Annotated in this window: 13 protein-coding genes; 9 read left to right on the top strand and 4 right to left on the bottom strand. The window is 50.2% G+C overall.

Annotated elements, in window-relative coordinates; genetic code table 11:
* The first annotated feature begins 11 nt into the window (after positions 1-11).
* Both GOM71_RS07850 and GOM71_RS07845 read left to right on the top strand, forming a co-directional pair.
* Positions 12-593, top strand: coding sequence for an adenylyltransferase/cytidyltransferase family protein (locus tag GOM71_RS07850; RefSeq protein WP_156279546.1), 582 nt, complete (start codon positions 12-14; stop codon positions 591-593).
* Complete coding sequence (locus tag GOM71_RS07845; RefSeq protein WP_253944751.1) at positions 590-1,144, top strand: 2,4'-dihydroxyacetophenone dioxygenase family protein; 555 nt, start codon at positions 590-592, stop codon at positions 1,142-1,144. Before GOM71_RS07850 ends, GOM71_RS07845 begins: the two co-directional genes overlap by 4 nt.
* On the opposite strand, the gene yfbR is transcribed toward GOM71_RS07845, so the two are convergent.
* Positions 1,122-1,814 (bottom strand): 5'-deoxynucleotidase, encoded by a 693-nt coding sequence (yfbR, locus tag GOM71_RS07840; protein WP_156279542.1) that lies wholly within the window; start codon positions 1,812-1,814, stop codon positions 1,122-1,124. The genes GOM71_RS07845 and yfbR overlap by 23 nt on opposite strands.
* A gap of 123 nt (positions 1,815-1,937) precedes the next feature.
* Here yfbR and GOM71_RS07835 point away from each other — a divergent pair, with 123 nt between their 5' ends.
* From GOM71_RS07835 to GOM71_RS07825, 3 genes are all read left to right on the top strand, one after another.
* The gene (locus GOM71_RS07835) at positions 1,938-2,915 is read left to right on the top strand and encodes a bile acid:sodium symporter family protein (protein ID WP_156279540.1); all 978 of its coding nucleotides are present in this window, start codon (positions 1,938-1,940) and stop codon (positions 2,913-2,915) included.
* A 32-nt stretch (positions 2,916-2,947) separates the two neighbouring features.
* Complete coding sequence (gene pnpS, locus GOM71_RS07830) at positions 2,948-4,723, top strand: two-component system histidine kinase PnpS (protein ID WP_156279538.1); 1,776 nt, start codon at positions 2,948-2,950, stop codon at positions 4,721-4,723.
* Positions 4,724-4,810: 87 nt separating this feature from the next.
* Positions 4,811-5,533: a response regulator transcription factor gene (locus tag GOM71_RS07825; RefSeq protein ID WP_156279536.1), complete on the top strand. Its 723-nt coding sequence runs from the start codon at positions 4,811-4,813 to the stop codon at positions 5,531-5,533.
* Positions 5,534-5,556: 23 nt separating this feature from the next.
* Here GOM71_RS07825 and GOM71_RS07820 read toward each other — a convergent pair whose 3' ends face one another.
* Positions 5,557-6,423, bottom strand: a complete 867-nt coding sequence (locus GOM71_RS07820; protein ID WP_156279534.1) for an AraC family transcriptional regulator — start codon at positions 6,421-6,423, stop codon at positions 5,557-5,559.
* A gap of 284 nt (positions 6,424-6,707) precedes the next feature.
* Here GOM71_RS07820 and GOM71_RS07815 point away from each other — a divergent pair, with 284 nt between their 5' ends.
* Both GOM71_RS07815 and GOM71_RS07810 read left to right on the top strand, forming a co-directional pair.
* On the top strand, positions 6,708-7,052 hold the full coding sequence (locus GOM71_RS07815) for a hypothetical protein (protein WP_156279532.1): 345 nt from the start codon (positions 6,708-6,710) through the stop codon (positions 7,050-7,052).
* 34 nt (positions 7,053-7,086) lie between these two features.
* Positions 7,087-8,058 carry a 2-hydroxyacid dehydrogenase gene (locus tag GOM71_RS07810; RefSeq protein WP_156279530.1) on the top strand — a complete coding sequence of 324 codons (972 nt, stop codon included), beginning with the start codon at positions 7,087-7,089 and terminating at the stop codon, positions 8,056-8,058.
* A gap of 442 nt (positions 8,059-8,500) precedes the next feature.
* On the opposite strand, the gene GOM71_RS07805 is transcribed toward GOM71_RS07810, so the two are convergent.
* The gene (locus tag GOM71_RS07805) at positions 8,501-9,328 is read right to left on the bottom strand and encodes an AraC family transcriptional regulator (protein WP_173275368.1); all 828 of its coding nucleotides are present in this window, start codon (positions 9,326-9,328) and stop codon (positions 8,501-8,503) included.
* 145 nt (positions 9,329-9,473) lie between these two features.
* Between GOM71_RS07805 and GOM71_RS07800 the strand changes: the two genes are divergently transcribed.
* Positions 9,474-11,543, top strand: a complete 2,070-nt coding sequence (locus GOM71_RS07800; RefSeq protein ID WP_156279526.1) for a beta-galactosidase — start codon at positions 9,474-9,476, stop codon at positions 11,541-11,543.
* Between the two features lie 77 nt (positions 11,544-11,620).
* Here the strand turns inward: GOM71_RS07800 and GOM71_RS07795 are convergent, their stop codons facing one another.
* Entirely contained in the window at positions 11,621-12,739 is a 1,119-nt protein-coding gene (locus tag GOM71_RS07795; protein ID WP_216651723.1) for an acyltransferase family protein, read from the bottom strand.
* 263 nt (positions 12,740-13,002) lie between these two features.
* On the opposite strand from GOM71_RS07795, the gene GOM71_RS07790 reads away from it, so the two are divergent.
* Positions 13,003-14,217: a methyl-accepting chemotaxis protein gene (locus GOM71_RS07790; protein ID WP_156279522.1), complete on the top strand. Its 1,215-nt coding sequence runs from the start codon at positions 13,003-13,005 to the stop codon at positions 14,215-14,217.
* Positions 14,218-14,265: the final 48 nt, after the last annotated feature.

Genomic DNA, 14,265 nt, shown 5'->3' with positions numbered 1-14,265 from the left:
GAGGGATTTACATGACCGTAGAGAAAGCCTTTAAATACGGCTTCGTATTAGGACGATTCCAGCATGTGCATATCGGTCATGAGCTCATGATCGATACGGCGCTAGCTGTTTGCGAACGGGTACTTGTACTGGTCGGTTCGGCACAGCTTCAAGGAACGGAACGCAACCCTTTTTCGGCGGAAAGGCGAATTGAACTGCTGAGCAGGCTGTACGGCGAACGGGTACAATACGCGCCTCTGGCCGACTACAGCCATGAGAACGACCACAGCCACGCTTGGGGAGCATACTTATTAGGAGCTGTGAAGAGCTGCGGGCAGCAGCAAAAGTTCCCTGCTCTCGATTTGATGGTTTTCGGGAGCGACGAGGAGCGGGCAGCCTGGTTTCCGAAGGAGGAGCTCGCAGGCATTGCGCAGCTGTCGCTGCCCCGGAGCAAACAGCCAATCAGCGCGACAAGGCTGCGGGAAGCGCTGGCGAAGGGCGACAAGCCGTTCTGGGAGCACTATGTCAATCCGGCGCTGCACGGGGAGTATGACTCGCTGCGCGAGGAGTTGCTACGCATCCCGGCCTATAACGAGCTGAATAATAAGCCTTGATCGCCGGCAGCATGCAGCCAGCGCGATACCATGCAATGAAAGGTGCCACTATTATGAATGATATTATCCATCAATCAGTTATCGAACTTGCCGAAAAAATGCAGCTGCCGGAAAGAATCGTCAATATCGGTGAACTGCCGTGGGTTCCTTTTACCGACAATGAGTCTTGCTTTTTCAAGCCGTTGCGGTTTGATCTGAGCACAGGGACTTGGATCTATCTGTTTAAAATAAAAAGCAATCAGGCGTTAGGCAGACACCGGCATACGGGCGGATCTGTGATCGGATACAACATCCAGGGAAAATGGGGCTATGAAGGGCGAGAATGGACGGCAACGCCGGGAACCTTTATTTTCGAACCGCCTGGTGACATTCATACGCTCCTGACAGGTGACGAAGAAGTCATAACACTCTTTATTTTAAGCGGAACACTCCAATATTTTGATGACAATAATCAAATCGTCGGACAGGACGATATTTATACGGTATTAAAAAAATATCATCACTATTGCGAGCAAAACGGAATTGCCATTAGAGAGGATCTGGTTTATTGACAGACTTCAGCGGCTCAGAGAGCTCGTCGAGCGTTTTGCCGAGGCTTGGCGCCATATGGGCAAGAAACCATTGGACTTCAGGCATGGCAAGACGTTCGAGCGCAAGCTCGGTTTGCCCTTTGGCGACTAGAAATTCGCGGTTTCCTGCAGAGAGCTCGCTTAAACATTTCAAATAAGCGTCGAGCAAATCCGCTGCTTTAACTAAGGCATGGAGCTTTTGCTCCTGTTCGGACATTGCGGCTCCTCCCGCCGGTTTGCCTAACAGCGATGCATAAGCGTCCTGAAGCGGCAGGGGAACCATGCTAAGCAGTCTTTCCGCTGCCATCGCCTCAATCTCGCGAAAGCTGGAGAGCATTTTCGGATTATGATGCTTAACCGGCGTCGGGATGTCCCCGGTAAAAACCTCTGTCGCATCGTGGAAAAGCGCTATCGTCACCGCTCTGTCTGCATTATAGGAAGCTTGGAAAACGTAATTGCCGATTTCGCAAAGCATATGGGCCAGCAGCGCAACATGGAACGTATGCTCCGCTACATTTTCCTTCGTCGTATTGCGCATCAGGCTCCAGCGCTCGATATATTTCAAACGGTACATATAAGCAAAGAACGGGCTGTCCGCCTGTACTTGTTCTCCTGATTTCTCCTCTTGGCTCCGGCCGTCTTCATTTAACATGGTAATCCGCTCCTTCGATCCTTCTGTATCGATATAGGTCCAAACATATGACGATTTGCCGCACTATGCTATTATAAAGCTAAAAGAGTCGTTACAACTAGCTCTATAACTAAAGGGGAAGCTATGCGTCAATTTGGACTTGCGTTTAACCGCTACTTCGAGAAATGGATGTTTCTCATTATCCCGGGATCGCTAATCCTGGGTTTTCTTTTTGCCGACAGTCTGCAGCCGATGGTTGGCGCAGTGCCCTATCTGTTCGCATATGTGACGCTAACGATGGCAATCGGCTGCGGCATTGCGCAGTTAAAAGAGGTGCTCCGTAAGCCCGGCGTGATGGTATGGACGTTTGCTCTGGCTCACGTTGTCTCGCCGTTGATCGCTTACGGCATAGGCTCCGCCCTATTCGGTCCAAGCTCTCCGTACGTCGTCGGCCTCGTTATGTTTACGATTATACCGCTTGGCGTTTCAACGGTGCTTTGGGTCGGCATGTCTGGGGGGAGCGTTCCGCTCGTACTGGCAATGGTCGTGCTGGATTCCGCGCTTAGCCCGCTTGTCGTGCCTGCAGGCCTGCACCTGTTTTTCAATTCCTCGGTCGAAATTGATCCGGTACCGCTCATAACGGACTTGCTCATCATTATCGTCCTGCCGACAGTTGCCGGCGTTATGCTTAATCAATGGAGCAGCGGACGCATTCAAGAGCGCGTTAAGCCGGTGTCCGCTCCGATATCAAAGCTCTGCTTCGTGGCGGTCGTATCCTTAAATGCGTCGGCTATTGCCCCGCATGTCGAGCAACTAAAACGGGACATGCTTAAGCTTGTTCCCCTGGTCGTTGTTCTCGTCGCGATCTGCTATGCGGTCGGATTTCTCGGCACGGCGCTTCGCCGCGACCGCGAACTTCAAGTTACCGTCTCCTACTCGACGGGGATGCGTAATATTTCGCTTGGCATTGTGCTTGCGTTAGGCTATTTCAGCCCATTAACTGCGGTTCCGGTCGTTTTGTCGATCCTCGTACAGCAGCCTCTTGCAACCGTGCATCATTTTGTTTTACAAAAACTTAACAAAGGCAAGCCTAGCGAAACGGCAACGCCGCATGTACGATAGAACGAGTGACTTTGATATAGAAGGTGATCCTTATGAACAGCTTCCGGAATCGGTTGACTATTATAATGATTTTAATGATTGCGCTGTCGGTTACGGCAGCGGGCATTATTATGGCCAAAACGTTTAAAGAGACGCATATCCGCACGCTGGAGGACAGCATGGTGCGGGAGATGAAAATTGTGCTGGCGAAAATGGAATGGAAAAACGGCGATCCGGCATCGCTTATTCCTTATTACTCGACTGAAGCCGCCAACTTGAAAGCCTATACGGGCGAGCGGGTTACCTTTATCGCTGGCGACGGCACAGTACTGGGCGATTCCGATCACGCCGCCGCGACAATGGACAACCATTTCAACCGTTCAGAAGTGCTTGAAGCGCATGCTTCGGGCATCGGTCGGGAAATTCGATACAGTGAAACGTTAGGGCAAAATTTGCTCTATGTCGCCATTGCGACGGAACCATCTAATCCGCAATCGAACATTATCAGGCTTGCCGTCAGCCTTTCGGAAGTCGAAAAAAGCATATATCAGCTATGGACCGTGCTATTTATAGGTTTGCTCATCTTATTTGTGTTCGCGGCTCTGATCAGCTATCGGATTGCGCTTAGCTTGACACGGCCGCTGGAGAAAATTACGAGCGTCGCCAAACAGATTAAAAATATGGACTACCATGCCAGAGTGACAGGACTCGGAAAAGGAGAAATTGGCGAGCTAGGCAACGCAATCAATGCGATGGCCGACAGTTTGGAAGTGCAAATGACTCGCATCCGTGAGAACGAAAGCCAGCTGGAGAGCGTATTGGACAATATGATCAACGGCGTTGTCATGATTGAAGAGACGGGGAAAATCGTTCTGATCAGTCGCCGCGCCGAAGAAATTCTCGGCTTCTCGTCGCGTGAGCTCGTCGGCCGGCATTTCGCCGAGGCGAAGCAGCAATATGAGCTGTCGCAAATGATTCAGGAAGGACTGACGGTTCGCGAGCATATTCGCGAAGAAATCAATTTTTATTTTCCGGAAGAGCGGCTGCTTGAACTGCATCTTGTGCCAATTTTTCACGAGGGCAACGAGTTTGGCGGCGTGCTGCTTGTGCTTCAGGACGTAACGGCCATTCGCAGGCTCGAGCGGATGCGCAGCGAATTTGTTGCGAATGTCTCGCATGAATTGAAGACGCCGATTGCAGCTGTGAAAGGCTTTGCAGAGACGCTGCTCGGCGGCGTGGTCAAAGATGAAGAAACGGCCAAATCGTTTCTGCAAATTATTTTTGACGAAAGCGATCGGTTGAACCGGTTGATCGGCGACATTTTGGAGCTGTCGAAAATTGAGTCGCGGCGCGTTCCGCTCTATTTTTCCCCGATTGAAATGGATACGTTCGTGCAGAAGACGATTACAATGCTCGAGACAGAGGCGGCGAAAAAATCGATCAAGCTTGAAGTGAACGCGGAAGCGGGGCTTTACGTCGAAGCCGACGAGGATCGGCTGCGCCAAATTATGATGAATTTGCTGGCGAACGGGATTAACTATACGCCTGAAGGCGGCAAAGTGCAGCTTACGGTCGAAGGGATCGACGAGGATCATATTCGGATTAAAATAAGCGATACCGGAATCGGCATTCCGAAAAAAGATTTGCCGCGTATTTTCGAGCGGTTTTATCGGGTCGACAAAGCGCGCTCGCGCAGTTCAGGCGGCACCGGCCTTGGCCTTTCGATCGTCAAGCACTTGGTTGAGCTGCACAAAGGAACGATCGCGGTTACGAGTACGGTCGGCGTCGGATCGACGTTCATTATCGAACTTCCGGTGCTTCAACAATAGGCTGTCTATATTTCAATTACCCATTTATTAAGATTTCATGTTAATATTAGGCTGTAATTCATTTCTCCGATATGGAGGTTTCCGTTTATGTCGCATAAAGTGCTCGTAATCGAAGACGAACCGACCTTAGCGCGGCTGTTATCCTACAACTTGACGCAAGAGGGTTACGCTGTAACCGTTGTCGATCATGGAGCGGAAGGATTGCAGACTGCGCTGCAGCGCAGCTTCGATCTCATTATTTTGGACATCATGCTTCCTGGCTTGAATGGTTTCGAGGTATTGAACCGGCTGCGTCAGAACGGCGTTCGGACACCGGTCATTATTTTGACGGCACGCAACGCCGAGGAAGAAGTTGTTCAAGGTCTTAAACACGGCGCAGACGACTATATTACAAAGCCGTTTGGCGTCGCGGAATTGCTTGCCCGCGTATCTGCCGTGCTTCGCCGTACGCAAAACGATGACATTGTCCCGGTCGAATCGACGGATAAAGTCATTAGCGCAGGCGATTTATCGATCTACCCTGAGAAGTATGAAGTCATCCTGAATGGGGAAACGGTTCCGCTTCGTCCGAAGGAATTCGAAGTGCTTCTGTATTTGGTGCAACGTCCGGGTATGGTCATAACGCGGGACGACTTGATGAATGTCGTCTGGGGTTTTGATTATATCGGCGGTCAACGCACGGTTGATGTTCATGTCAGCTCGCTTCGCAAAAAGCTTGAGCTTGGCCAGCAATCGGTACAAATCGAATCGATTCGCGGCGTCGGCTACAAGCTCGTTATGCCAAAAAAACTCGTCACACCCAAAGCTTAACGGGGGACGAGTTTTTTTGTGCGCTATTGGCGATTCCACTCCAACATTTTGCGCTGGAACTGCTTCGGCGAGCAGTCGTTATATTTTTTGAACATTTTATAGAAATGAGCCATATTCGGCATGCCGATTCGTTCGCCGACATCGGAGATGCTAATGTCTTTCGTCAGCAGCAAGCGCTCCGCCCATTTGATTTTGCGGTAATTGACATATTCGGTGAACGACATGCCGATCGTTTTTTTGAAAAACTTAACGAAGTAGTAGTAGCTCATATTTGCGATTTTGCATACTTCCTCGACTTGAATTCTTTCGTTCAGCCGGTCTTCGACGTAGTCAAGCACGGGCTTTAGCCGCACACGGTCGAACGCGTCCTGTTCGGCGAGCACCTTCCGGTTGTCGTTGCGGAGCAACAGCAGCAATATTTTTCGGATGAGCATGCTGACGGCAAGCTCGTAGCCGATGTCTTTGCGGGTTGCCTCTTCAAGCAGCTGGCGGATGCAGGAGCCGACTTCTTGTTTGACCGGAGCATTTTCCTGAAAAATATAGTTCGCTTCGCTGAGCGGGTTTTCTGTCTCGGAAAAATAACGCATATACGGAATCGTGCTATGATCGAAAAAAGGCTCTAAATCGAACTGTAAAACAATATAGTCCAGATGGGTCAACGATCTGTCGCGATGGAGCTGCGAGGCGCCAACGATGACGACGTCCTCCGATTGAAGCTGGAAAACTTTGTCCTCGACATAAAAGTCGAGTTTTCCTTTTGCAATATACAGCAGCTCAAGCTGCTTATGATAATGCCAATTGCTTAATATATGCTGATTGCGATTCGTTTGGAAAATCCGCAAGGAAAGCAGAGGATTCTCGTAGACGACTTTTTCGTTATAGGGCTGCATGCAGGAGAACCCTCCAGTCGTTTCTGTTTCTGTAAGCGTTTCTCTCATTGTAGTGGGCTTTGGCGCAACGCGCAACAGGCTGGCTTGACAAACTTAGTATACATAGTTGTTTGCAAAGTGGAGTTGGCGGCAGTATGATTAGCAACAAAAGGAGTCGATCCTGATGTAGCTAATGAGTGTTACGATAAATGCTGACAACATTGTCATGGATCCTGTTGGGATCCGCGCGGCGAATGCGAGGGTTCCGCTGACACCGGCTCGATACCTTTCAAAGGCCGCGCCAAATGGAAAAGGGCGATATGCAGCGCGGACATCTATTGACTCATGGCCACTCCATCACGGAGCTGAAGCATGCATTTCACGATGCTGAGCTTGCCAGTCTGGACAATTCTCTGTTTACAAGGATGGATATTCTGGCCTATGCAAACGGATTGGAAAAAAATCAAGATGAGTGTACTCCATCCATCACAGTATCCGCGGGTAGTCCATGGGAAGAGCTGTACTGGGAGCAGGCATTGTCAGATTGCAGACACGGCCATTATTATAAATACGCGTACAGCTACCTGAAGTTAAATCGGATGGCCGGACGCAAACCTTCCAATTTCGAATCGTTCAGCAAAATTTTGTAGTGTTTTTTGACAGGGATATTTAGGAGGGCGAAGAATGAAACCGAAAGCGTACATAGCAAGCAAGGTGTCTAGTGAAGTAAAAGAGTATTTGGATCAGCATTGCGAATGCGAATATTGGCAAGGGGCAGAAGCGATTACCGGCGCACAGCTGGCTGAACGGTTAGCGGATGCGGAAGGGCTGCTCGTATCCGGAAATGCGATCAGCGAGCGATTGCTCGGTTCCGCTCCGAAGCTGCGCGTTGTCAGCAATGTATCGGTCGGCTACAACAACAACGATTTAAACGCCATGCGTTCGCGCGGCATTATTGGTACGCATACGCCTTATGTGCTGGATGATACGGTGGCCGACTTAACGCTGGCGCTAATGCTGGCGGCGGCCAGAAGAGTAACGGAGCTGCACAATCTCGTCCGCTCGGGAGGGTGGCAGCGCGGCATTGGGCCATCGCTGTTTGGCGTAGATGTGCATCACGCCAAACTCGGCATCATCGGGATGGGTCGTATTGGCGAAATGGTCGCGAAGCGGGCGAAATTTGGATTCGATATGGATGTCTCGTACTATAACCGCAATCGGAAACCTGAAGCGGAGCAGAAGCTCGGCTTGTCTTACTTGCCGCTTAATGAGCTGCTCGCGCAATCCGATTTTGTCGTATTGCTTGCGCCGCTTACACCGGAAACGAAGAGAATGATCGGCGCGGAGCAGTTTACTCTGATGAAGCCGACGGCTGCTTTTATCAATGTGTCGCGGGGCGAAAATGTCGATGAGGCTGCACTTGTCGAAGCGTTGCGCAGCGGTACGATTCGCGCGGCTGCGCTCGACGTATACGAGAAGGAGCCGGTCAGCGTTGACAATCCGCTGCTGCAGCTGGACAACGTCGTAACGTTGCCGCATATCGGCTCGGCGACAGCTGCGACGCGAAATCGTATGGCAATGCTCGCAGCGGAAAATCTGGTCGAGGCGTTGTACGGCAGGGAGCCGAAATACGTTATTCCGGAATTGAAGGCGTAGCCGGACCGATTACGAAAAATAGCTCTGTGCGACAGCGCTATATCGCCAATTAACCTGCCACACGACCAAATAGCGCTGTGCGACAGCGCTATATCGCCAATTAACCTGCCACACGACCAAATAGCACTGTGCGACAGCGCTATTTTCCTCCAAACAGCCAAATGCGGACCGATTACGAAAAATAACGCTGTGCGACAGCGTTATATCGCCAATTAACCTGCTACCCGACCAAATAGCGCTGTGCGACAGCGCTATTTTCCTCCAAACAGCCAAATGCGGACCGATTACGAAAAATAACGCTGTGCGACAGCGTTATATCGCCAACTAACCTGCTACCTGACCAAATAACGCTGTGCCACAGCGCTATTTGAATTCAATGCGTCTATCTACCGCCATCCCCGCCAACTAACGCATCAGATCAACAACCAGCCTGACGCATCTGTCATCGGATGCCGTGTATTTTTTTAAACTGCTCAGGGCTTATCCCTTCCAGCTTGCGAAAGACGGAGCTGAAATAGCTCGCGCTGTCAAAGCCGACCATCGAGGCGATGTCGTTCAGCTTATGCTCGCTTTCGCGAAACATAATTTCTTTGCTCCGATTAATGCGCTCGCGATTAACGTATTCCATCGGCCGCATGCGCATCGTTTTTTTGAACAGCAGACATAAATATTGCGGCGTAACGTCAATGCAGCCGGCAAGGTCGTTAATCGTAATGACTGCGCCAGTATTTGCTTCAATATATTGAATGACGGGACGAAGCTTTGCAAAGTTGTGTTCGGCGGAGTGCGAGCTGATGCGGATTACTTTCATCAAATCGAGCAGAAACATATAAACAAGCTTAGAGCATTCCAGTCCGAGAAAAGCGTTCTCGGATTGCGTCATTGCATAGATGCTGCGCATATGAGAAACGATAATTTCGCTGCCGGTCGTTGAGAAAACGCCGGATTCTGTTATGCCCGCTTGTTTCAGCAGGTGCGGAGCCAAGTCGCCTCCAAAGCTGAGAAAATAAATGTCCCATGGCTCGCGAGTGGCATAGTAACGATGCGGAACATTCGGGAAGAGACAGAAGCCTTGCCCGGCTTTTATTGTGAACCGCTCTTCTCCAATGACGAGCTCGCCTTCGCCAGCCGTTACTTGCAGCCATTGAAAATGCGAAAATCCGTCCGGCCTGTCGATCGTTTCTTGATTGTCCCAATGGCCAACGATATCGGGATAGATCGGCAGCAGTCGGTCCGCTTCCGTAAGCGTCGGGAAGGAGATTGTATCCATATTCGAATCACCTATATTCATATTTTGATAATGATGCGAAAATAATGTGATTTTGTTAGGCTATAAAGCATTATATAATCTTAATATAGTTATAGTAATAGCTTGATTCCTATTTGACAACTTATTATTGGAGGCCCGAATTTTTATGGCTAAAAAGTTTCCCCCGATTAGTCCAAAAATTCCGCAAATGCTTCACGGAGCGGATTATAATCCTGATCAATGGCAGAAGTACCCGCATGTGCTTGAAGAAGACATTCGACTGATGAAGCTTTCCAAAAGCAACGTCATGTCGGTCGGCATTTTCGCCTGGATGGCGTTGGAGCCGGAAGAAGGCGTATTTACTTTTGAATGGATGGATCAGTTGCTTGACCGTTTTGCAGCAAACGGTATTTATGCGATGCTGGCAACGCCAAGCGGCGCAAGACCGGCTTGGATGTCCAAAAAATATCCCGAGGTGCTTCGCGTAGAGCAAAACGGCATTCGCAATCTGCACGGCGCACGCCACAACCATTGCTTCACGTCTCCGGTTTACCGCGAGAAAGTAAAAATCATGAACACGAAGCTGGCAGAACGTTATTCCAATCATCCGGCAGTACTCGGCTGGCATATTTCGAACGAATACGGCGGCGAATGCCATTGCGATCTTTGTACGGAAGCGTTTCGTGGTTGGCTGAAAAATAAATACGGCTCGCTTGAAGCGTTAAACGATGCTTGGTGGACAACGTTCTGGAGCCATACGTATACGGATTGGAGCCAAATCGATACGCCGGCTCAACGCGGCGAGAATGCGGTTCATGCGATGAATATTGACTGGAGACGTTTCGTAACGGACCAAACGGTTGATTTCTGCCGTAAAGAAATGGAGCCGCTTCGCGCGATCAATCCAGAGCTGCCGATTACGACGAACATGATGTACGATTTCGAGTCGCTGAACTACTGGAAGTTTGCCGAGCTGCTCGATGTTATTTCGTGGGATGCCTATCCGACATGGCATGATGCGGAAGATCATAGCGAGGTTGCGGCATCTTTTGCTTTCAACCATGACTTGTTCCGTTCGCTAAAAGGAGGCAAGCCGTTCATGCTGATGGAAAGCACGCCAAGCATGACGAACTGGCAGCCGGTATCGAAGCTCAAAAAGCCGGGCATGCATTTGCTCGCTTCTATGCAAGCTATCGCCCATGGCTCGGATACCGTTCAATATTTCCAATGGCGCAAAAGCCGCGGCTCAAGCGAGAAGCTGCACGGCGCAGTTGTTGACCACGTCGGACATGAGCATACGCGTGTATTCCGTGATGTAACCGACGTCGGCAGCGCGCTGGAAAAGCTGAGCGAAGTTGTCGGCACATCCGTCGATGCGCAAGTTGCGATCATTAATGATTGGGAAAATCGTTGGGCTGTTAAAGACTCGCAAGGTCCGCGTAACGGAGGCATCCACTACGAAGAAACGATGAAGCGCCATTATCGTCCGTTCTGGGATCTCGGGGTTCCGGTTGACGTCATCGATTCTGCTGAATGCGACTTTGATTCGTACAAAGTGATTGTTGCGCCAATGCTATACATGGTTCGCCCTGGCGTAGTCGAGCGGATCGAGAAATTTGTCGAGAACGGCGGCACATTTGTTGCGACGTACTGGTCCGGCATCGTTAACGAAAACGACCTGTGCTTCCTTGAAGGGTTCCCGGGACCGCTGCGCAAGACGCTTGGCATCTGGTCCGAAGAAATCGATTCGCTTCATGATGGCGAAACGAACCGCGTTGTAATGTCCAGCGGAAACTCGCTTGGCTTGAACGGCGAATATGAAGCTCATGAGCTTTGCGATCTGATCCACCTTGAAGGTGCGGAAGCATTGGCGGTATACGGCGATGACTTCTATGCTGGCCGGCCAGCGCTGACGGTTAACCGTCTCGGCAAAGGCAAAGCTTATTATGTAGCATCCCGCAACAAAGAAGCTTTCTTTACAGACTTCTTCTCCGCGCTGGTTGCGCAAGAAGGCGTTGCGAGAGTCATCGACACGGATCTGCCGCGCGGTGTAGTAGCTACGCTGCGCACGGACGGCGAGCATGATTTCGTGTTTGTGCAAAACTACAATGGCAATGCGAAAAGCATTGCGCTCGACGGCGCAAGCTACGAGGATCTGCTTGAAGGCGGAGCGGTTTCCGCCGAGCTTCAACTGCCGGCATACGGCGTGCGTATTCTGAAACGCGCTGCGCGTTAATAGATGAAAAAGGGCTGCGAATCATTGTTCGCAGCCCTTTTTGTTTTCGTGTAGAGGGGAGAAGGAGCTGCTCCGATTTACAGTATGCGGCGAACTCTAGGAATCCGTCTGATAAGCAAAGCTAAGAGATAGCAGCTCGCCGTTGCCAGCAGGCCGACTGCGATAAATTTAAGCAGCATGGGCCATTCTAAGTTTTTCATCCAAAAGCTGATACCGACAACAATCGGAGGGTGAATGATAAACACAGTGAAGGCATGGTCAGCAAGCAGTTGAAGCATACGGTTAGGCCGATTCAGCTTTTCACGGAACCAAACTAACAATCCCAATATAATTCCGCATGCGATAAACGGCTCCCACATCGCGTAAATGATTGCGCTCAAATGGATTCCGCCGTTCAGTCCGTCCCCATTGCCTGCTGATTCGGCTAGAAGTGCCGCAATCGGCATCAGCGGAAATACAGAAAGGGAAACCCAAAGCCATTTTTTCGAAGTGCTTGCTGCAATCTGCTCCAGCCAACGGTTACGGTGAGCGGCGATGCCTGCCCCGTACAGAAATATGTAGGAGGCGAAATAGCCAAACTGCAAACCAAGCCAATCTTCGCCTGTCGGATAAAAGAGTCGAATAATGAATGCGGAAAGTCCGACGAAGAGGATGGAGAGAAGCAGCGATTTTCTTCCCGGAAAAGGCTTGTTCCACACAAGCGGCACACTTTGTTTCGCAACCATTCGAATAAGAGCATAGGCGGCAGCGAATAATAGGAGCGCTTCGGCAAACCATAACGGTCCAACATTGATCAGTTTAAAAGATAGTACCTGCTCCTTGTAGAACTGCCAAACGGAAAGCTCATCAGCGTAGGACAGCGCATAAATAATAGCTGGTCCGATAATTGCCGTATAGACAAGCAAGGGAATGCCAAGGCGTATGAGCCGATCGAGCATAAACTTCGCAGGTCCTTTTTTATCGAAGGAGCCTGGAGTGAAGTAGCCGGAAATGAAAAAGAACAACCCCATGAAAAAAGCTTGGTTTACACCGGTAAAAAGAGTTAAAACTACCTTTGTTGCGGTCAGTTCGTCCCCCGCAGCTTCTATGTAATACCAGCCGCCCTCTGCTCCATAAGTAATAGCCGTATGGTGAAAAATAACTAAAATCGTCAAAAAAGCCCTCAAATAATCAAGTGCGTATAAGCGGCCTTTCACGGCAATCCCCCTCAATTGTCATATTTAGCACACCTATCAGTATATCAAGGTTAATACAATTTGTTAATTTTTTCTAAAAAAAGATGTTTAAATCATGCACGAAGCTGCGCAGTGCGTCGACAAACGGCGTGTTTTTTGTGTAAATGAGCAAATTATTGTCGAATTTAACAATCCGATAACAATTCACTGCATTGGCGTTGATGCTTTAGAACTAAAATGGCGATGGAAGCAAATGACAAGATGAAGAAGGTGGGATTCGAGTTATGTCCACTTCATTGCTGGAACAACAACCGGCCGCAACAATGAACGCGATCGCCGATCATAAACCGGACAAATGGAAAGCGGGCAAGCAACGGGAGAAGGCAGCGCAAGAAGCGCAATCGGCTTCGGCGGTGCGGCTTCAAGACTTTGTACGGCCATCCCTCAGCATGCTCCACTCGCAAAACTGCAAAGAGGCGATCTCGCTGTTTAAGAACCATGAGGAGAGCGAGTGTGCAATTGTCAGCGACGATCAAGGACGAGCTTGCGGTCTATTAATGCGCAATCGGTTTTTTATGAGGCTTAGCCATCGGTTTGGCGCCGATTTGTTTTATGAAAAGCCAATTTCGCAGCTTATGGATCGCGACCCGCTTATCGTCAGCAGTGATGCCGAGCCTCAACAATTGATTGATCAAGCGCTGAATCGTCATGAAAGCCTGCTGTATGACTGCGTTATTGTAACGAAGGCGGATTTGCCCGTAGGCGTGCTGACGGTTGCTGATCTGCTGCGCATGTCGAGGCTGCTGCAGCAAGAAGCGGTGGACAAGCAGGTGCAGATGATTAACGGAGTAAGCCAGCGGGTGAATGAAATTGATTCGGCGTTTGCCGCTGTTCGCGAGTCGTCTGTGCAAGGCGAGGCCATTTCGAGCGAAATGGTAGATTTGACGCTAAGCGGCAAGAACGAGTTGGATAAGGTGACGAACGCTTTTCGCCGTCTGGCGGCCAATTCGACGTTGCAAGAGGAGCAAATGAGCGGTCTGGAGGCGGAAGCGGGATCGATCAACCGCGTCACGAAGCTTATTCGTGAATTGGCGGAGCAGAGCAATCTGCTGGCGATTAATGCTTCTATTGAAGCGGCTAGAGCGGGCGAGCATGGCCGCGGATTTGCCGTCGTCGCGAGCGAGGTAATGATGCTGGCGCAAGAGACGAAGCGATCGGCGGATGAGATATCGCAATTGACCCGCACAATTGTCGAGGCGATAAACCGCTCGGCGGCGCTTGCGTACGAAGGCAAAGTGGAGGCGACGGCCAGCGATGCTTGCGTTCAGGAAGCTGGACGCGTATTCGCCTCGTTGTTCCGAGCAGCCGCAAGCAGCCGAAGCAGCACCGAACTGATCGGCAGCAGCACGGAAAAAGCGTATGCGCACATGACGCAAGTGTCGAATGAAATCGGTAAATTGCTCGAATCATATTTTTTACACGAAGTTAACAAAACATGAATACTCGATTAACAAACCGCTAGTAGGATAGAGAACGTAGGGAACAGC

The sequence above is a fragment of the Paenibacillus sp. NEAU-GSW1 genome, from assembly GCF_009737085.1.
GTDB lineage: Bacteria > Bacillota > Bacilli > Paenibacillales > Paenibacillaceae > Pristimantibacillus.
This window is presented reverse-complemented; position numbering and strand designations above follow the sequence as displayed.

What these genes read in the sequence shown, in the direction of transcription:
- GOM71_RS07820 (WP_156279534.1), bottom strand. Translation starts at nt 6,423, where the DNA reads ATGCAGCCCTATAACGAAAAAGTCGTCTACGAGAATCCTCTGCTTTCC.
- pnpS (WP_156279538.1), top strand. Translation starts at nt 2,948, where the DNA reads ATGAACAGCTTCCGGAATCGGTTGACTATTATAATGATTTTAATGATT.
- GOM71_RS07810 (WP_156279530.1), top strand. Translation starts at nt 7,087, where the DNA reads ATGAAACCGAAAGCGTACATAGCAAGCAAGGTGTCTAGTGAAGTAAAA.
- GOM71_RS07835 (WP_156279540.1), top strand. Translation starts at nt 1,938, where the DNA reads ATGCGTCAATTTGGACTTGCGTTTAACCGCTACTTCGAGAAATGGATG.
- GOM71_RS07825 (WP_156279536.1), top strand. Translation starts at nt 4,811, where the DNA reads ATGTCGCATAAAGTGCTCGTAATCGAAGACGAACCGACCTTAGCGCGG.
- yfbR (WP_156279542.1), bottom strand. Translation starts at nt 1,814, where the DNA reads ATGTTAAATGAAGACGGCCGGAGCCAAGAGGAGAAATCAGGAGAACAA.
- GOM71_RS07800 (WP_156279526.1), top strand. Translation starts at nt 9,474, where the DNA reads ATGGCTAAAAAGTTTCCCCCGATTAGTCCAAAAATTCCGCAAATGCTT.
- GOM71_RS07790 (WP_156279522.1), top strand. Translation starts at nt 13,003, where the DNA reads ATGTCCACTTCATTGCTGGAACAACAACCGGCCGCAACAATGAACGCG.
- GOM71_RS07805 (WP_173275368.1), bottom strand. Translation starts at nt 9,328, where the DNA reads ATGGATACAATCTCCTTCCCGACGCTTACGGAAGCGGACCGACTGCTG.
- GOM71_RS07815 (WP_156279532.1), top strand. Translation starts at nt 6,708, where the DNA reads ATGGAAAAGGGCGATATGCAGCGCGGACATCTATTGACTCATGGCCAC.
- GOM71_RS07850 (WP_156279546.1), top strand. Translation starts at nt 12, where the DNA reads ATGACCGTAGAGAAAGCCTTTAAATACGGCTTCGTATTAGGACGATTC.